Raw genomic sequence first — 19,293 nt, forward strand, 5'->3', positions numbered from 1 at the left:
GCTCCGCCTGCCCTGACGGTACCTGCGCTCTCTTGGGGACGTGATCCCGCGCCAGCGTGTCTGGCGCGGGATTTTTTCGTATAATGGTGGACTGACATGCCTACCATTCGCCAGAACATCTCCTACGCCTACAAGCGCTCGGTCAAGCCCTACCGCGCGTCGATCGCCCACATCGTGCGCTCGGTGGCGGTGCTCTTCCTCGCAGCGCTGCTGCTCGAGGTGTTCGTCTTCAACTACAACTACTTCGCCACGCTGTCGAACAAGCCGATCAACCTGAAGGACCAGATCGAGCTTGCGAAGGGCGACGACGGGCTGTTCCGCCTGACGGCGGTCGACCACGTGATGGAGTTCAAGAACCTCAACACCGAGGTGCGCAACATCCGCATCGACTTCGACGAGCACCAGCCGGCGCAGAACCTGCGCGTGAAGGTCCAGTTCACCGACGACGCGCACCACACCTACTTCGACTCCACCGAGTACACCGTCGGCGTGCCCGAGGTGGACGTCTCCACGTACGTCACCGAGAGCGAGTACATCAACCTCAACACCGCGGGCTACGTGAACAACCTGCGCATCGAGGTCGTCGGCGACGAGGTGACCTACCCCATCAAGCTCTGGACGGTCTCGCTCAACGCGCACTGCCCCTTCACCTTCAGCGGCGCGCGCTTCACCGCGGCGTTCGGCCTGCTTCTGCTGTGCTTCATGTTCCGCCCGCGCTCGTCGATCTACCGCATCAACATCGTGGAGAACCCGCGCCGCTCGAAGGCGGGCGTCATCGGGATGGTCGCCGTCGAGATGGCGCTCGTGAGCTCGCTTCTGTTCTTCGGGTCGAACCTCGTGGGCGTGGCCACCTCGAGCTACAACTTCGGCTCGTGGGACGGCACCTCGGTGGTGAACACCTTCGAGGTGGGGGGCGACAACGCCCAGCAGTACGCCGAGCTCGCGCGCGCCATGGCCAAGGGCCAACTCTACCTCGACGAGGAGCCGCCCCAGTGGCTGCAGGACATGCCCGACCCCTACGACAAGGGCGCCCGCGACGAGGCGCAGAAGGAGACGGGCGAGGCGTACCTGTTCGACGTGGCCTACTACGAGGGGCACTACTACGTGTACTTCGGCGTGGTGCCGGTGCTTCTGTTCTACCTGCCGTTCTACCTGGTGACGGGTGCGAACTTCCCCACGGCCATCGGCGTCCTCATAGCGGCCCTCGCCTTCATCCTCGGCTGCTCGGCGCTGCTCGACCGCTTCGCGCGCTACCACTTCAAGCGCGTGAGCCTGGGGCTCTACCTGCTGCTGCAGATCCCGCTCGTGTTCTGCTGCGGCATCCTCTACCTGGTGAAGTTCCCCACGTTCTACTCGCTGCCCATCATGTGCGGGCTGGCGTTCTCGGTGTGGGGGCTGTACTGCTGGATGCGCGGGCGCCTCTCGAAGCACGCGTGCGCGTGGTATCTGGCCGGGTCGCTCTGCATGGCGCTCGTGGCGGGGTGCCGCCCGCAGCTGCTCGCGCTCTCGCTCTTGGCGTTCCCGCTGTTCTGGCGCACCTACATCACGAAGCGCCGCCTGCTCACCCCGGCGGGGGCGCGCGAGTTCGCGTGCCTGGTCGCGCCGTACGTGGTGGTGGCCGCGGGCATCATGGGCTACAACTACGCGCGCTTCGGGTCCCTCACCGACTTCGGCGCCAACTACAACCTCACGGTGAACGACATGACCAAGCGCGGCATGAACGTCGGCCGCCTCGCGCCTGCGTTCTTCGCGTACTTCCTGCAGCCGCCCAACGTCACCGGCACGTTCCCGTTCATCCAGGCGGTGGACTTCAGCACCACCTACATGGGGCAGACCATCAAGGAGGTCACCTTCGGCGGCATCTTCGCGTGCCTGCCCGTGCTGTGGATCCTGCCGTTCGCGCGCCGCATCCTCGACCTGCGCCGCCGCGCGCGCTCCACGCGCACCATCATGGGCGTCATCGTGGTGCTGCTCGCCTCGGGCGTGCTCGTGGCCCTGCTCGACGCGGAGATGGCGGGCATCCTGCAGCGCTACTACGCCGACTTCAGCTTCATGTTCCTGGCGGCGGTGGTGCTCCTGGCGTTCATCGTGAACGAGAACATGGCGGCGGGCTCGACGGCGCACGTGATCGGCATGAAGGTGCTGCTCGTGCTGGTCGCGCTCAGCGTGCTGTACAGCGCGCTTCTGTGCTTCGTGCCCGAGACGGGCTGGTACTCGGACATCTATCCGTGGGCCTATCAGGATATAATTGAAACCGCCCAATTCTGGACCTAAGGAAGGGATAACGACATGAAGCTGATCATCGCGAAATCGTACGAGGACATGAGCCGCCGCGCCGCCGACGTGCTGGCTGCGCGCGTGAAGGAGCAGCCGAGCTGCGTGCTGGGCCTGGCCACGGGCTCGACCCCCATCGGACTGTACGCTGATCTGGTGAGCGACTACGAGGCGGGTGAGATCAGCTTCGCCGACGTGGAGACGTACAACCTCGACGAGTACCGCGGCCTTTCCGGCGACCACGACCAGAGCTACCGCTACTTCATGAACGACAACCTGTTCGACCACGTGGACATCGACAAGGCGCGCACGCACGTGCCCGACGGCGCCTGCGCTGACGCCGAGGAGGCGTGCGCCGCGTACGAGGCGGCCATCGAGGCAGCCGGCGGCGTGGACATCCAGCTCCTCGGCCTCGGGCACAACGGGCACATCGGCTTCAACGAGCCGTGCGACGAGTTCCCGAAGGCCACGCACTGCGTGCAGCTCACCGAGAGCACCATCAACGCGAACAGCCGTCTGTTCAACTCCGTTGACGAGGTGCCGCGCGAGGCGTATACCATGGGCATCGGCACCATCATGAAGGCTCGCGAGATCCTCGTGGTGGCCAACGGCGGGGGCAAGGCCGACATCGTGCGCCGCGCGTTCTTCGGCCCCGTGACGCCCGAGGTCCCCGCGTCCATCCTGCAGTTCCATCCCAACGTGACGGTGATCGTCGACGAGGAAGCTGGAAGGCTTTGTTCCGATCGTTGCTAACGCAACAATCGGAATGGCTCGACGCTGCGAAGCCCTGATGCGCTTCGCCTAGCCCCTTGTTTGGGGCGCGGCGTGGGCGAAGCCCACTTGGCCCCAAGGCGGGGCTATCCGAAGCACCTCAGGGCTTCTCGCTGACTTTTGTTCAACATAGGTGGCTGGAAAGGACGTGCCCATGATAATCAAGAACGGCTTGGCGTTTGACGGCGAGGGGTTCGTCGCGCGTGACGTGCTCATCTCAGGCGGCGTGTTCGCCGAGGCGGACGCGGCTGCCGGCACTGCGGGCGCGGGCGCGGACAGCGAGGGCGACGTCATCGACGCCGCCGGCTGCTACGTGATCCCCGGCTTGGTGGACCTGCACTTCCACGGCGCCGCGGGCGGCGACGTGTCAGACGGCGACGACGGCGGGCTGCACGCGATGGGCGCCTACGAGGCGTCGCGCGGCATCGGCGCCATGTGCCCGGCCACCATGACGCTGTCCGAGGAGATCCTCGGACACGCGCTGGGCGTCGCGGCGGCCTTCGAGCCGGCTGACGACGAGGCCGAGCTCGTGGGCGTCAACATGGAGGGCCCCTTCATCTCGCCCTCGAAGGTGGGGGCGCAGAACCCCGAGTACGTGCACGTCCCCGACGCGGCGATGTTTCGCCGCCTCCAGGAGGCGTCCGGCGGTCTCATCAAGCTGGTCGACATTGCGCCTGAGGAGCCCGGCGCCATGGAGTTCGTCGAGGAGCTGGGGGGCGAGGTGCGCGTCTCGCTCGCGCACACCTGCGCCGACTACGACACGGCCGCGCTCGCCTTCGAGAAGGGCGCGCGGCACCTCACGCACCTGTACAACGCCATGAACTCCATGCACCACCGCAAGCCCGGCCCCATCCCGGCGGCGGCCGAGCGCGACGACGTGACGGCTGAGATCATCGCCGACGGCGTGCACATCCACCCGGCCATGGTGCGCCTGGCGTTCAACCTGTTCGGCGACGACCGCATGATCCTGGTCTCGGACACGCTGCGCGCCGCGGGCATGCCCGACGGGGTGTACGACCTCGGCGGGCAGGACGTCACGGTGAAGGGCTTTGAGGCGCGCATCGACAACGGCGCGCTCGCCGGCTCGGTGAGCGACCTCATGCGCTGCCTCTACGTCGCGGTGCATGACATGCAGATACCGCTCGCAAGCGCTGTGAAGGCCGCTGCGGCCAACCCGGCGCGCGCCTTGGGGTTGGAGGGCCGCTACGGCACCTTAGGCGCAGGGGCGGTCGCCAACGCCGTCCTGCTCGACCAGGAGACGCTCGAGGTGAAGCAGGTCATCCTCCGCGGCAAGGCGCTGTAGGGCCGCTGCGGCGCACGGCGGCGCGCGCCGCGGGAAGGCTTCCCGGAAAACGAGAGGACCCCCCAGAAGGAGGGTCCTCTCTTCGTTCGCAGGGCCTCTCAGCCTTGCGCGGGCCTCTTGCGCGGGCCTCGTCCTTACAGCTCGGGGAGGGAGGCGGCGGCCACGGACTGGCCGACCCGGCGCATCATCTCGTCGGGCAGCGTCACGTTCACCTTCGCCGCCAGCTCGGGGTGCTCCTCTCCCAGCACGCGGTTGCACTCGCTGATGATGAGGTCCCCGCCGACGCCCGAGGTCACGCGACCCAGGATCAGCAGCGTGTCGATCTCGTAGAAGGCGCTGTACAGCACGAGGGTGTGCGCCAGGTACACGCCGACGGAGCGGAAGATGTCGAGCGCGCCGGCATGCCCCTCGTTGGCCAGGCCCTGGACCACCTTCAGCTTCTCGGCGGGGGAGAGCTCGGGGTCAAGCTCGATGCCCGCGGCCGGCGCCAACTTGATCACGCAGTCCTGGCTGAAGTACTTGCAGCCCACGCCGAAGTCGCCCGACCACTCGTCCTGCATCGCGGTGGGCGCGAGGTCGACCGGCGCGAAGGCCAGCTCGTTGATCCAGCCGAGCACGTTGCCCTCGGCGTTCACGTAGCCCACGGCCTCGGACGTGCCCATGGCGATGCCGAGGATGTTGCCCTTGCCGGTGGACATGAAGCCCGCCAGCGCCGTCACGTCGCCGTCGTTGGCCACCACGAGCGGCACGTCGCCGATCTCGGCGGCGGCGCGCGTGTAGATGCTCTTGACCTCCTCGCGGCGCTCGCGCGGCACCTTGATGAACAGCGACGCCACCATGGGCTGGTTGTTCACGTAGTCGCCCGCGGAGGACACGCCGATGGCGTCGACGCGCGGCATCTTGGAGGCGGCCGTCTTGAAGGCGGTCACGATCTCGTTGAAGTGGTAGGTGGGGTCCTCGGTGACCTTGGGGAACCACACGACCTCCTCGGAGTACACCGACTCGCCGTCGATGACGGCCGACACCTTGCGGTCGGAGCCGCCCGCGTCGAAGCCGATGCGGCAGCCCTCGGTGTGCCCGCCGATGGCCTTGGGGGCCTCGTTGGCGGCGGGGAAGTCAGCCTCGGACACCGCCACCACCTCGAGGTCCTTCTCGTAGAGGTCGTCCACGAAGCCGTGGTCGAAGGCGCGCTCTCCCTGCGGGCTGTACATGGCGGCGATCTTCTCGGCGATGTCGTCGCAGCCGCAGACGTAGACCTTGAAGCCGCCGATGCTCCACAGCGAGAACTTGATGAGGCGCTCGACGTAGCGCAGGTTGGCCTCGGCGAACTCGCCGCCGCGGATCGCGCTCTCGCGCACGGAGATCAGGCCGTCCTCGCGCTCGACGGCCACCTTGACGGGGTGCGTGGCGCCTTTGAGGTACTCGCGCATCCACACGCCGAAGGGGACGTAGTCGCCATCCAGGACGGGCATGTTCTCGACGGAATACTCGATGCCCAGGTAGTTGCTCATGTTCTTCCTTTCTCGGAGAAGCGTTTGCAAGGGGTGGGGAGGGCCGGTTCTCGTGGGGAGGCCGGCCCTCGCGGGGCCGGCTAGCCCTCCAGGATCTCGGTCAGGATGCGCTCGGTCATGGCCAGGGCGCGCGGCACGTGGAAGGGGCCCTTGAACGTGGAGCCCTTCGTGGAGGGCATGGTGGGCTTGCCGTCGCGGCGCAGATAGCCGTACCACTCGCCGTACTCCGGGTCGGCGAAGTGCTCGCGCGCGTAGTCGAGCGTCTTGAAGAACCACTCCAGGAAGTACGGGTCGCGCGTGTCGCGGTACGCCTTCGACGCGGCGATCATGATCTCGTTGTGGGGCCACCACAGCTTCATGTCGTGCTCGTACGCCTCGGGCGGCAGGCCCTTGGCGTCGATGAAGTACAGGAGCCCGCCGTACTCCTCGTCCCAGCCGGCCTCGATGGCCAGGCGGAAGATGTCCTCGGCCGTGGCGTGCAGCTCCTCGTCGCCGCGGTAGTTCGCCTCGTCCATCATGAACCAGCTGCACTCGATGTCGTGCCCGGGGTTCACCACGCGCCCCGCCGTGTACCACAGCTCGGGCTCGCCCTGGGCGTTCACGCTCTCGAGCGTGCAGCCGAGCTCGGGGCGGTAGTGGAAGCTCACGATGCGGTCGGTGCACTCGCGCGCGTGCCGGTCGTACTCGTCGGCGTGGGCCGGGTCGACCCGGCGCATGATGCCGATGATGTTGAGGAAGATCATCGGGTCGCCGAGCGCGTAGCCCGAGCGCGTGGCCGCGATGGTCTTGGGGCCGAGCCCCGCGGGGTCCTCGATGAGGCCGTTGTTCAGCTCGTAGACCAGCCGGTACGCGCGCCGCGCGCGCTCGAGGTGCTCAGGCGAGCCCGTGACGCCGTAGTACTCGGCGTTGGCGATGCAGTAGAAGCCCTCGGAGAAGCAGTAGCGGCGCTGGCGCAAGGGCGCGCCCTCAGCCGTCACCGTGAAGTACAGGCGCCCGCCCGCGTCGTGGTTGATGCAGTGGTCCTCCAGAAAGTCGATGCTGCTCTTGGCGGCGGCGAGCCAGTCGGCCTTGCCGGTGTCGAGCCATGCGGGCGCCTCCTCGCCGTACAGGTGGGCGAGGTAGGAGAACGTCCAGCCGCAGCGCCCCTGCATCCACACGCTCTTGTCGGTGGAGTAGACCGCTCCCGCGCGGTCGAGGCAGGTGTACACGCCGCCGTTCTCGGCGTCCATGCCGTGCTCAAGCCAGAAGCTGACGCTGGTGTTCAGCTCCGTGCGGATCCACTCGCGCGCCTCCGCGAGCCTCGTGATGTCCTCAGCAGTCAATGGCCCTCCTCACGTTAAGTGCGTTGCCTGGTCTGCGGGGCGCCCCACGGCGCCCCGGCGGTCTTCGCGTCGTGCTGCGTCGTGCTCCTAGTAGGTGGTGCGCACGGGCGCGTCGGGGTCCATCATGCCCTCCCGCTTGAGGATGGCCACGATGCCCTCCACGTCGTCGCCCTTGAGCGGCTGGACGGGCTCGCGCATCTGGTTGGTGTTGAACACGCCCATCTGCCACAGCGCCGTCTTGAAGGCGCCCACGCCCGCGCCGAAGCCCACGGTGGCCCTCACGTGGCGCGTGACGAACATGAGGCGCGCCAGGTGGTCCTGGAGCTCCTTCACGCGCTCCCAGTCACCCGCCTGCGCGGCGCGCCACTGCTCCACGTAGCTGTAGGGGTCGACGTTCGCGAGCCCCGGCACCGAGCCGTCGGCGCCGCCCAGATACGCGCCGTCGACGACGACCTCGTGCCCGGTGAGCAGCTGCAGGGGATGCCCCGCGTCCTCGTTCTCGAGCATGAGCCAGCGGAAGCTGACGTCGTCGCCCGAGGAGTCCTTCACGCCCTGCAGCACGCCGTCGCACCCCAGGCGCACCAGCATGCTCGGGTCGAGCTTGGTGTGCACGCACACGGGCAGGTCGTAGGCGAACAGCGGCAGGTCGGTGTACTCGCGGATGGCGCGGAAGTGGCGCTCCGTCTCCTTCGGGCCGCCGAGCGCGTAGAAGGGCGCCGTGGCCACGAGCGCGTCGACGCCGAAGCCCGCGGCGCGCTTGGCCTGGTCCACGACGCGCATGGTCTCCATGTCGACGATGCCGGCCAGCACGGGGACGCGCCCGTTGACGATGGCGACGGCCTCCTGCAGCACGTGGTAGCGCTGCGCGTCGGTCAGAAACGCCACCTCGCCGCTCGAGCCGAGGAAGAACAGGCCGTCGACGCCCGCGTCGATCATGCGGTTGACCGACCGGTTGAAAGCATCGAGGTCGAGCGACTTCTTCTCAGTGAGCGGAATGATGACAGGGGGTATGACGCCCCGGATCTTTGAGGTTTCCATAGCACACCTTCTCTTCGAAGTTTAGGTCCCGGCGAGACAAACTATAGCGACAAACTATAGATGGTTCAGGTGGTGGGGTCAAGGAAAAAAGGAGGCCCCCAACGCAGTCGGAAGCCTCCTCTCTCGTCGTCATGTCGAAGGGTCTACTTCTTGCCCAGGTCGGGATGGAGCAGCGACGGGGCGGCGCCCAGAAGCAGGCGCGTGTAGTCGTCCTTCGGGTTGTTGAAGACCTGCTCGGACGTGCCCACCTCGACCGCGAGGCCGCCGTTCATCACGATGATGCGGTCGGAGATGTAGCGCACGGTCTGGATGTCATGGCTGATGAACACCATGGCCAGGCCCAGCTCCTTCTTGAGGTCCATGAGCAGGTTCAGGATCTGCGCGCGCACGGACACGTCGAGGGCGCTGGTGGGCTCGTCGGCGATGATGGCGTCGGGCTTGAGCGACAGGGCGCGGGCGATGGCCACGCGCTGGCGCTGGCCGCCGGACATCTGGCCGGGCAGCGCCTCGAGCACGCTCTCGGGCAGGCCGACCATGCCGATGAGCTCGTGGACGCGCGCCTCGCGCTCGGCGGGGGTGCCCACCTTGTGCAGGTTCATCGGATCCATGAGCTGGTCGTGGACGGTCATGCGGGCGTTCAGGGCCGTCGCCGGGTCCTGGAACACCACCGAGATCACGCGGCCGATGGTGCGGCGGTCGGCCGCGGTGCGGTGCGTGACGTCCTTGCCCTTGAAGAACACGCGGCCCTCGGTGGGCTTCTGCAAGCCGCACATCACGTTCGCCGTGGTGGACTTGCCGCAGCCGGACTCGCCGACGATGCCGATGGTCTCGCCGGGCATGAGCTTGAGCGTGAGGCCGCGCACGGCCTGGACCTTGTTGGGGTGCAGGATGGAGCCCGTGCGGGTCTTGAAGGTCACCTTCACGTCGTCAAGGAAGATGATGGGAGTCTGCTCGTCGGAAGCCTTCGTCTCGACGGCCTCGGCTTTGATCTCCTCGGTCATTACTCGACACCTCCCTTCACGTAAGGCTCGATGCCGAGGCGTGCAAGCTCGCTGTCAGGCAGCTCGGCGTAGTAGTGGTCGGTCTGGAGGTAGCGCTTGAGCACCGGGCGGATCTGGGAGACCTTGTCGGGATGGCTCGAGCGTGGGGTGAAGCGGTCGCCCTCGGGGAAGTCCTTCGGAGACGGGACCGAGCCCGGGACCTGGTGCAGGCGGTCGCCGCCGGCCTCGATGGAGAGCACTGAGCCCAGAAGGCCGCGGGTGTACTCGTGGATGGGGTGGGTGAGGATGTCCTTCACCGGGCCCTGCTCCACGACCTGGCCGGCGTACATGACGGTGATGGAGTTCGCCACCTCGGCGACGAGCGCGAGGTCATGGCTCACGAACACCATGGCGAAGCCGAGCTCGTGCTGCAGGCGGTTCAGCAGGTCGACGACCTGCTTCTGCACCGTCACGTCGAGGGCGGTGGTGGGCTCGTCGGCGATGACGAGCTTCGGGTCGCGCGTGAGCGCCATGGCGATGAGCACGCGCTGGCGCTGGCCGCCGGAGAGCTCATGCGGGTAGGAGCCGAGCGTGCGCTTCGGGTCGAGGCCCACGAGCTCGAGCAGGTCCTCGGCCGTGCGGGTGCCGCCGCGGGAGGTGAGCTGCTTCATCTGCGTCTTGATGAGCATGGACGGGTTGAGCGAGGACAGCGCGTCCTGGTAGACCATGGAGATCTCCTTGCCGCGCAGCTCGTTGATCTCCTTCTGCGTCATGGTGAGCAGGTTCTTGCCGTCGTAGAGGATCTCGCCGGAGATCTCGGCCTTGGGGTCGAGCAGGCCCATGATGGCCAGCGAGGTGATGGACTTGCCGCAGCCGGACTCGCCCACGAGGCCCATCGACTGGCGCGGGCGCACCACGAAGCTCACGTGGTCCACCACGTTCACGTCGCCGTGGCGCGGGAACTTGATGCAGAGGTCCTTGACCTCGAGGATGGGCGGCACGTCGGTGCGCGCCTCGAAGCGGTCGTTGCGGATGCCCTCCATCTCCTTCAGGCGGGCGAGGCGCTTCTCGAGCATGTCAGCCTGAGCGGCGTAGGCGAGCTTCGGGTCGGCGACCAGGCGATCGGCCTCGCGGTCGGTCTTGAGGTCGGACTCGGTGAGCTTCACGGCGCTCTTGGGGGCGGCCATGGCGTCGGTGATGCCCTCGGACACGATGTTCAGGCAGAGCACCGTGACCATGATGGCGATGCCGGGGAACAGCGCCTGCCACCAGCGGCCGGCCAACACGCCGTTGCGCGCGTCGGCGAGGATGTTGCCCCAGGTGGGCGTCGGCTCGGGGATGCCCGCCGAGATGAACGACAGGGACGCCTCGAACACGATGGCGTCAGCCACGAGCACGATGGTGAACACGAGCACGGGCGCGATGCAGTTGCGCACCACGTGCTTGGTGAGGATCCACGGCGCGTGCGCGCCGGACACGATGGCCGCGCGGACGTAGTCCTGGTTGTACTCGCTCATGACGTTCGCCCTCACGATGCGCGCGATCTGCGGGATGTACAGAAAGCCGATCGCGAAGATGAGCGAGGGCACGCTGTTGCCGAACACCACGATGAAGGTGGCGGCCAGGGCGATGCCCGGGAACGACATGATGATGTCGAGGATGCGCATGATGACGTTGGAGATGTGCGGGCGCACCACGGCGGCGATGGCGCCGATGACGGAGCCCACCACGAGCGCGAACGTCGTGGCGCCCAGGCCGATGGCCAGCGAGTACTTCGCACCGCACATGATGCGCGACAGGACGTCGCGGCCCTTGTCGTCGGTGCCGAAGAGGAAGTCGGCGTTGGGGGGCGTGCGGGCCGTGTAGATGGCCAGCGGGTCGTACGGCGCGATGAAGTCGGCCAGCAGCGCCATGAGGATGATGAGGATGAGGATCACGAGCGAGATGCGCGCGCCGATGGTCATGGCCTTCCAGCGGCGGAAGCGGACCTTGCCAGCGTTGTCCTCGAGTTTCTTGGTGAGGTTTCCACGAAGCTGTACCATAGCGCTACACCGTCCTGATTCGCGGATCGATCAGGATGTAGAGCATGTCGACGATCACGTTCACGATGATGAACGTGATGGCGACCACGAGGACGACACCCTGTACCAACATGACGTAGTTCGATGTGACGCCCGAGAGGATGGCCATGCCCATGCCGGGCAGGGCGAAGATGACCTCGAGGACCACGGCGCCGCCGATCATGTAGCCGAACTTGAGGCCGAGCACGGTGACGGGCGTGATGAGGGCGTTGCGCAGCACGTTGCGGGCGACGACGGTGCCGTAGGGAATGCCGAAGCCGCGCGCGGTGCGCACGTAGTCCTTGTCAAGCTCCTCGACCATCGAGGTGCGGATGATGCGCGTCATCTGGCCGGTCAGGGGAACCGCGAGCGCGACGCCGGGCATGGCCATGCGGGCGAGCCATCCGGCGGGGTCCTCGAGGAGCGGGGGAAGCGGACCCGATGCGGGCAGCAGGTGCAAGGTGGACGAGAACAGGAGGATGAACAGCACCGAGAGCCAGAACGACGGCGTCGCGATGCACGCGATCGAGAACACGCGGATGACCTGGTCGGGCCAGCGGTCGCGGTACAGGGCCGAGACGACGCCCAGGATGGCCGAGAGGATGATCGCGATGATGAAGCCGAAGAAGCCCAGCTGCAGCGTGACGGGCAGGGCCTGCGCGATGCGGTCTGCCACCGACTGGCTCGCCGCGCCGTAGGTGCCCAGGTCGCCCTGGAAGAAGCCGGCCATGTAGCGGCCGTACTGCACGACGGTCGGGTCGTTGAGGCCGTGCGACTCGCGGTAGGCCTCGAGCTGCTCGGGCGCCGCGTTCTCGCCGAGCGCCGAGTAGGCCTGGTCGATAGGCGAGAGCGACATGAGGAAGAACACGAGGACGGTGACACCAAATATCATGATCGGTAGCCAGATGAGGCGGTTGCCGATCAATCGTAAGAGATTGTTCACTGAATCCTCCTTTCGTTTCGGCTCTGACGAGCCCTCTTTCCTGTAGACGGCCTTTCTGAAAGAGCTCCCCTGGTCCGACGTCTCAATAGAAATAGCCATCTTCCATTATAAGGGGAGAAACCGTGTTTTTTTCGGGAAAGTAAAGGGCAAGTCAACGGGGGCGCAAGCCGCGTCCCCGTTGACGTTCCGCCGGCACCGGGCGGCTGCCAGGCTGTCGCGAGGCGGCAGGCGCCGCGCGGGCGCGCTAGGCGTCGGCGAGCTGCCTCTCGCACACGTGCCACCAGCTGTTGCCCGTGCCGCGCGCGTGCTCGCAGCCGACGCAGGGCCTCGTGCAGAACTCCGCGCTGCGCATGTCCTCGGTGAGGAGGTCGGCCCCCGCGTACGGCGTGCGGGGAAGCTCGGCGCACGCCTGCTCCATGCCGCGGATGAACAGGGCGGCCATCTGCCTCATGCCCTTGGCGGTGGGGTGCGTGCCGTCTATGGCGTCGTAGTCGAAGCCGAACGCGGCCATGTCGACCAGGTAGCAGCCCTCGCGCGCCGCCGCGACGGCGCGGATGGCGTCGTTGTACTCGTCGACGCACACGCCGCGGAAGTAGCGCGGCGAGGTGGGGCGGCGCGCCCCGGCCACGCGCCCCGGCAGAAGCGTGGACACCCAGATGCGCGCCTCGGGCCACCTCTCCCGCATCTGGTCGACCATGCGGCCGTACGACGCGGCGAAGTTCGCGACGGCGCCCTCGGGCGCCATGCCGGCCTCGCGGCCGTGGTAGGGGCAGGCTGCGGCGAGCTTGGGCGGCGCGGACGGCGTGGCTGCGGCGATCTGCGCGTCGCCCGAGCCCCAGCCGTAGTCGTTGATGCCGATGTGCACGATGATGTCGTCGGGGGCCCGCCCGTCCCGCGCAAGCGCCGCGATGCGCTCCGCGCTCGCGCCGACGGGGAACTCCGTGCCCTCGACCACGCAGCCCGACCAGGCCGCGTTGGCGAGGAGCTCCCCTTCGAAGTGGCCTATGACCTGGCCCCACCAGGTGTCGGCGACGGAGTCGACGCCGGTCGCCGCGCGCTGCTCGCCCTCGTAGAACACGCGCCAGCCCTCGGGCAGCGCGCCTTCGAACGAGCTGATGGAATCGCCGTAAACGGAGAAAAGACGCGTCATGGTGAATCAGTCTCCTGTCCTCGAGTGTCTCGTTAAAAAGAAGCCCGCCTCGGGTGAGGCGGGCTTCCGATGCGCTTGCAGGCGCTGCGTCAAGCGAGGGCGTGCCTACTTGAGCGAAGCGTTCTGGAAGTACAGGCCGGTGGTCGGGCTAGGCTCGAAGCCCTCGATCTTCTCGTCCCACCAGCCGGTGGTAACCTGCTTGTGGAACAGCGGGTACAGCGGCACTTCCTCGGAGATGAGGTCGAAGCACTTGTTCCACGCGTCCTGGCGGGCGGCCTCGTCGGTGGCCTTGCGGGCGTCCATGAGGTAGCCGTTGAACTCCTCGCACTTGCCGTCGCCGCACTTGGCCCAGCAGGAACGACCCTGGGCCCAGTCGGTGTTCTGGCCGTAGAACCAGGACAGGTGCACGTCAGCGTTGGTGCCGAAGCAGCTCACGTCGCCGGGGGCCAGGAACACGTCGAAGGGCAGGACCTCGTCGGTCGGCGAGGGGGCCATCGTCGGGTAGGGGGCAGCCTGGACGTCGAGGGTGCAGTCGATGCCCACGGCGAGCAGGTCCTGCTGGATCTGGTTGGAGATGCTCTTGATCCAGTTGTCGATGACGAGCAGGGTGACCTTCATGCTCTCCTGGCCGGCTTCCTTGAGCAGGGCCTTGGCCTTCTCCGGGTCATAGGTGTAGACCGTGGAGGCCTTGTGGTAGGCCGGGTTGGACTCGGGCAGGTAGGACGTGATCTTGTCAGCAGTGCCGCCGAGCTGGTTGGAGATGATCTTGTCGTAGTCGATGGCATAGAAGAACGCCTGGCGCACGCGCTTGTCGTTGAAGGGCTCCTTCTGCGTGTTGAACATGAGGAAGCCGATGCCGTAGCTGGGCACGCTCTCGACGGTGACGCCGGCGTTGACGAGCTGGTCGACGTTGTCGAACGGGATGTTCTCGCCGGCAACCGCGGTGCCCTCCTGCAGGGCGGTGACGCGGGCGGTGTTGTCAACGCGGACGAGCCACTCCATGGCGTCGGCGCTGGCGGGGGTGGCGCCGTTGTAGTTCGGGTTCGGGGTGAAGTTCAGCGCGCCGCCGTCCTCGCCGTCGCACTTGCCCCACATCCACGGGCCGGAGCCGGTGGCCGGGGTCTTCATGGGCTCGGTGGTGATCTCGGAGGCCGGGAACACGCGGACCAGCGACAGGCGCTCCTTGAGCAGGTTGGCGCTGTCGATGAACTCGTAGCCGAGCTTGAAGGTGACGGTGGTGTCGTCCTTGGCCTCGGCGGCCTCGATGAAGGACAGCATGTCGGCGTAGGTGGCGTTGGCCTTGTTGGCCTCGACGCAGGCGACGACGTCAGCAGCGGTCACGGCGTTGCCGTCGCTGTACTTGGCGCCCTCGCGCAGCTTCACTTCGTACTCGGTCTTGGAGACCTCGGTGGGCTCGCCGGCGGCCAGGGCGGCGTTCACCTTGCCGGTGAAGTAGTCGAGCTCGTAGAGGCCCTCGAGGCAGTGCTGGATGGCGGGGAGCATCAGAGCGGAGCTCGCGCCGACGGGGTTGTAGTTCGAGTTCTTGTAGCTGCAGGCAGCCGTGATGGTACCACCACCCTGGGCTTCGGCCGCGCTGCTCTCAGCGGGCTTCTTCTCCTCGCCGCCGCCACCGCAGCCGCTCAGGGTGAGCGCCGCGAGGGCACCGGTCGCCGCCGTGCCTGCCAAGAAACCACGGCGAGTCAGATTAACCTGTTCCATAATTCCCTCCAACTTGTGAGTCGGCGGGGCGCCAGCCCCGCATCGCATGCACGGGCTATTGGGTTCGCGCGCGCGATAACTATATTATGGGCGAAAACCGTTGCAAAATAAAGCAAAGCGGCGAAATAATGCTCGACGCCGCCCGTCCGCCTTCCCGCGGAGCGGCTCTCACGCAGCGGCGAGGCGGCTGGCGGGGCGTTGTTCCCGCTGATGGCGCGCGTGCTCCCGGTCGGCCTTCGTCCCTTGCGCCCCGTCCCGCCCGCCCCGCTTGCGCTGCCGCTCGCCCCGCGCGGGGCGAGCGCGGCGTCCCACTTACCGAATACGCGCCTTCTGCGGGCGCCCTTTTGCCCTCCCGCGCCGCGCGCGCCTTGCGCGTGGCTGGTATCATGGACGGCGTATTTCTGTTCGTCGAGGAAGCCCAAGCCGCATGCGGCCCTCTCGGCCTCGCCGACCCGGTCGCCCGGCTTTTCCCGATAGGCACAGGTCCCCCCTTCGAAGGAGAGGTAAATGACGAGAGAACTCAAGTCGATGGATGGCAACAACGCGGCGGCGTACGTCTCCTACGCGTTCACCGAGGTTGCGGGCATCTATCCCATCACGCCTTCCAGCCCCATGGCCGACTACGTCGACCAGTGGGCGGCGCAGGGCAAGAAGAACATCTTCGGCACCACCGTCAAGGTGTGCGAGATGCAGTCCGAGGGGGGCGCCGCGGGCGCGGTGCACGGGTCGCTGGCGGCAGGTGCCTTCACCACCACCTACACGGCTTCCCAGGGCCTGCTCCTCATGATCCCCAACATGTACAAGATCGCGGCCGAGCAGCTGCCGAGCGTGTTCCACGTGAGCGCGCGCACGGTGGCCACGCACGCGCTCAACATCTTCGGCGACCACTCCGACGTCATGGCGTGCCGCCAGACGGGCTTCGCGATGCTCGCCGAGACCAACGTCCAGGAGGTCATGGACCTGTCCGCCGTGGCGCACCTTTCCGCCATCAAGGGCAAGGTCCCCTTCATCAACTTCTTCGACGGCTTCCGCACCTCCCACGAGATCCAGAAGATCGCCGTGTGGGACTACGACGACCTGGCCGAGATGTGCGACATGGACGCGGTGCGCGCCTTCCGCGAGCACGCGCTGAACCCCGAGCGCCCGGCCATGCGCGGCTCCCACGAGAACGGCGACATCTTCTTCCAGCACCGCGAGGCGTGCAACTCCACGTACGACGCGCTGCCCGCCGTGGTGGAGGACTACATGCACCAGGTGAACGCCAAGCTCGGCACCAGCTACGAGCTGTTCAACTACTACGGCGCGCCCGACGCCGAGCGCGTGATCGTGGCCATGGGCTCCATCTGCGACGTGGCCGAGGAGGTCATCGACTACCTCACCGCCCAGGGCGAGAAGGTCGGCCTCGTGAAGGTGCGCCTGTACCGCCCGTTCGTGACCGACAAGTTCGTGGCCGCGCTGCCCTCGACGGTGAAGAAGATCGCCGTTCTGGACCGCACCAAGGAGCCCGGCAGCGTGGGCGAGCCGCTCTACATGGACGTGGTGAACGCGCTGGCCGTGGAGGGCGTCACCGGCCTCACCGTGGTGGGCGGCCGCTACGGCCTCGGCAGCAAGGACACCCCGCCGTCGAGCGTGTTCGCCGTGTACGCCGAGCTCGCCCAGGACGCGCCGCGCCGCGAGTTCACCATCGGCATCGTCGACGACGTGACCAACCTGTCGCTCCCCGAGGTTCCCTCGCCGAACACCGCGGCCCCCGGCACCATCGAGTGCAAGTTCTGGGGCCTCGGCGGCGACGGCACGGTGGGCGCCAACAAGAACTCCATCAAGATCATTGGCGACCACACCGACAAGTACGTGCAGGCGTACTTCCAGTACGACTCGAAGAAGACCGGCGGCGTGACCATCTCGCACCTGCGCTTCGGCGACGCCCCCATCAAGAGCCCCTACTACGTGAACAAGGCCGACTTCGTGGCGTGCCACAACCCGTCCTACATCACGAAGAACTTCCCCATTGTGAAGGACGTGAAGCCGGGCGGCATCTTCCTCATCAACTGCCAGTGGACGCCTGAGGAGCTCGAGCACCACCTGAGCGCCGAGGCGAAGCGCTACATCGCCGCCAACGACGTCAAGCTCTACACCATCAACGCCATCGACCTGGCCATCGAGATCGGCATGGGCAAGCGCACCAACACCATCCTGCAGTCCGCGTTCTTCACGCTCGCGGGCGTCATGCCGCAGGAGGACGCCATCCGCTACATGAAGGACGCGGCCACGAAGTCCTACCTGAAGAAGGGCCAGGACGTGGTCGACATGAACCACCGCGCGATCGACGCCGGCGCCACCGCCGCCGTGCGCGTCGAGGTGCCGGCCGCCTGGGCCGACGCCGCCGACGCGGGCGAGGCCCCCGCGCTGTCGGGCCGCCCGGAGCTCGTGCGCATGGTCACCGAGATCATGGAGCCGGTGGGCCGCATGAACGGCGACGCGCTGCCGGTGTCGGCCTTCATGGACCACGTGGACGGCCAGTTCGAGCAGGGCGCGGCCGCCTACGAGAAGCGCGGCGTGGCCGTGACGGTGCCCACGTGGGACGCCTCCACCTGCATCCAGTGCAACCAGTGCTCCTTCGTCTGCCCGCACGCCACCATCCGCCCGTTCGCGCTGACCGACGACGAGGCTGCCAGCGCCCCTGAGGCCGCCAAGCTCGTGGCCGCCAAGGGCAAGGCGGCGAAGGGCCTCACCTACACGCTCGCCATCTCGCCGCTCGACTGCATGGGCTGCGGCGTGTGCATCGGCGTGTGCCCCACCAACTCGCTCGCCATGGTGCCCGTCGAGGGCGAGCTGCCCCAGCAGGAGGCCTTCGACTACTGCGTGGCGAACGTCTCCGACAAGCCGGAGCTCGCGGACGCGAGCCTCAAGGGCAGCCAGTTCAAGCAGCCGCTGCTCGAGTTCTCCGGCTCCTGCGCGGGCTGCGCGGAGACGTCGTACGCGCGCCTGGTCACGCAGCTGTTCGGCGACCGCATGTTCGTGGCCAACGCCACCGGCTGCTCGTCGATCTGGGGCGGCCCGGCGGCCACCTCGCCCTACACGGTGAACAAGGACGGCCACGGCCCGGCGTGGAGCAACTCGCTGTTCGAGGACAACGCCGAGCATGGGCTGGGCATGCTGCTCGGGCATGAGGCCGTGCGCACGCGCCTTGTGGCGAAGCTGCGCGACATGGCCGCCGCCGAGGCGACGCCCGAGGCCACGCGCGAGCTCATCGCGACGTACGTGGACACGCTCGAGGACGGCGCGGCCAACGCCGAAGCCGCCCGCGCGCTCATCCCGGCGCTTGAGGCCGCGGCTGAGGCGGGCTGCCCCACGGCCCCCGAGATCCTCGCGGACAAGGAGTACCTGGCGAAGAAGAGCGTCTGGATCTTCGGCGGCGACGGCTGGGCGTACGACATCGGCTACGGCGGACTCGACCACGTGCTGGCGTCGGGCGAGGACGTGAACGTGTTCGTGTTCGACACCGAGGTGTACTCCAACACCGGCGGCCAGGCGTCCAAGGCGTCCAACATCGGCCAGGTGGCGCAGTTCGCCGCCTCCGGCAAGGACATCAAGAAGAAGAGCCTCGCCGAGATCGCCATGGCCTACGGCTACGTGTACGTGGCGCAGGTCGCCATGGGCGCGAAGCCGGCCCAGACGCTCAAGGCCATCCAGGAGGCCGAGGCGTATCCGGGCCCGTCGCTCATCATCGGCTACTCGCCGTGCGAGATGCACTCCATCAAGGGCGGCATGAAGAACTGCCAGGAGGAGATGAAGCGCGCGGTGGAGTGCGGCTATTGGAACCTGTACCGCTTCAACCCGGCGGCGCCCGCGGGCAAGAAGTTCACGCTCGACTCCAAGGAGCCGGCTGGCGGCTACCGCGAGTTCCTCATGAACGAGGCCCGCTACAGCCGCCTGACGCGCGAGTTCCCCGAGCGCGCGCAGGAGCTCTTCGAGCGCAACGAGCAGGCTGCCGTGGAGCGCTACGAGCACCTGGTGAAGCTCAAGGACCTCTACGCCGACGCGTAAGAGGCCGCTGACGCTGGCGAAGCGGGGCGGGGCAGCGGGCATGCAGCCCGCCGCCCCTGCCGCCCCGCTCGATCAGGGAGTCCCGCCACATGCGGGGCTCCCTTCTTTTTCGCCGAGGCTCGCCTTGGAGAGCGGCTTGGCATGAGCTTCGGCTCCGTTGCCTCGTTGGCGAATG

12 protein-coding genes are annotated in these 19,293 nt (G+C 67.3%); 4 read left to right on the plus strand and 8 right to left on the minus strand.

Annotated features, from left to right (window positions below; translation table 11 throughout):
* Nucleotides 1-96: 96 nt before the first annotated feature.
* From HRL41_RS00310 to nagA, 3 genes are all read left to right on the plus strand, one after another.
* Entirely contained in the window at nucleotides 97-2,274 is a 2,178-nt protein-coding gene (locus tag HRL41_RS00310; RefSeq protein WP_172134991.1) for a cytochrome C oxidase Cbb3, read from the plus strand.
* Between the two features lie 15 nt (nucleotides 2,275-2,289).
* Nucleotides 2,290-3,027, plus strand: a complete 738-nt coding sequence (gene nagB / locus HRL41_RS00315) for a glucosamine-6-phosphate deaminase (protein WP_172134992.1) — start codon at nucleotides 2,290-2,292, stop codon at nucleotides 3,025-3,027.
* 172 nt (nucleotides 3,028-3,199) lie between these two features.
* Nucleotides 3,200-4,348: an N-acetylglucosamine-6-phosphate deacetylase gene (nagA, locus tag HRL41_RS00320; protein WP_172134993.1), complete on the plus strand. Its 1,149-nt coding sequence runs from the start codon at nucleotides 3,200-3,202 to the stop codon at nucleotides 4,346-4,348.
* Between the two features lie 134 nt (nucleotides 4,349-4,482).
* Here nagA and HRL41_RS00325 read toward each other — a convergent pair whose 3' ends face one another.
* The 8 genes from HRL41_RS00325 to HRL41_RS00360 form a co-directional block, all read right to left on the minus strand.
* Nucleotides 4,483-5,859, minus strand: coding sequence for an ROK family protein (locus HRL41_RS00325; protein ID WP_172134994.1), 1,377 nt, complete (start codon nucleotides 5,857-5,859; stop codon nucleotides 4,483-4,485).
* Between the two features lie 80 nt (nucleotides 5,860-5,939).
* Nucleotides 5,940-7,181 (minus strand): AGE family epimerase/isomerase, encoded by a 1,242-nt coding sequence (locus tag HRL41_RS00330; protein WP_172134995.1) that lies wholly within the window; start codon nucleotides 7,179-7,181, stop codon nucleotides 5,940-5,942.
* An 87-nt stretch (nucleotides 7,182-7,268) separates the two neighbouring features.
* Nucleotides 7,269-8,219 (minus strand): dihydrodipicolinate synthase family protein, encoded by a 951-nt coding sequence (locus HRL41_RS00335; protein WP_165171210.1) that lies wholly within the window; start codon nucleotides 8,217-8,219, stop codon nucleotides 7,269-7,271.
* Nucleotides 8,220-8,362: 143 nt separating this feature from the next.
* Nucleotides 8,363-9,220 (minus strand): ABC transporter ATP-binding protein, encoded by an 858-nt coding sequence (locus HRL41_RS00340; RefSeq protein WP_165171208.1) that lies wholly within the window; start codon nucleotides 9,218-9,220, stop codon nucleotides 8,363-8,365.
* Nucleotides 9,220-11,241 (minus strand): dipeptide/oligopeptide/nickel ABC transporter permease/ATP-binding protein, encoded by a 2,022-nt coding sequence (locus HRL41_RS00345; protein WP_172134996.1) that lies wholly within the window; start codon nucleotides 11,239-11,241, stop codon nucleotides 9,220-9,222. Before HRL41_RS00345 ends, HRL41_RS00340 begins: the two co-directional genes overlap by 1 nt.
* A gap of 4 nt (nucleotides 11,242-11,245) precedes the next feature.
* On the minus strand, nucleotides 11,246-12,202 hold the full coding sequence (locus HRL41_RS00350) for an ABC transporter permease (protein ID WP_165171204.1): 957 nt from the start codon (nucleotides 12,200-12,202) through the stop codon (nucleotides 11,246-11,248).
* A 244-nt stretch (nucleotides 12,203-12,446) separates the two neighbouring features.
* Nucleotides 12,447-13,352 (minus strand): GDSL-type esterase/lipase family protein, encoded by a 906-nt coding sequence (locus HRL41_RS00355; RefSeq protein WP_172134997.1) that lies wholly within the window; start codon nucleotides 13,350-13,352, stop codon nucleotides 12,447-12,449.
* Nucleotides 13,353-13,457: 105 nt separating this feature from the next.
* Complete coding sequence (locus HRL41_RS00360; RefSeq protein WP_172134998.1) at nucleotides 13,458-15,071, minus strand: ABC transporter substrate-binding protein; 1,614 nt, start codon at nucleotides 15,069-15,071, stop codon at nucleotides 13,458-13,460.
* 507 nt (nucleotides 15,072-15,578) lie between these two features.
* Here HRL41_RS00360 and nifJ point away from each other — a divergent pair.
* Nucleotides 15,579-19,118 carry a pyruvate:ferredoxin (flavodoxin) oxidoreductase gene (gene nifJ, locus HRL41_RS00365; RefSeq protein ID WP_172134999.1) on the plus strand — a complete coding sequence of 1,180 codons (3,540 nt, stop codon included), beginning with the start codon at nucleotides 15,579-15,581 and terminating at the stop codon, nucleotides 19,116-19,118.
* Nucleotides 19,119-19,293 lie beyond the last annotated feature (175 nt).

The organism is Adlercreutzia sp. ZJ473 (assembly GCF_013185065.1).
Classification (GTDB): Bacteria; Actinomycetota; Coriobacteriia; order Coriobacteriales; family Eggerthellaceae; genus CAAEEV01.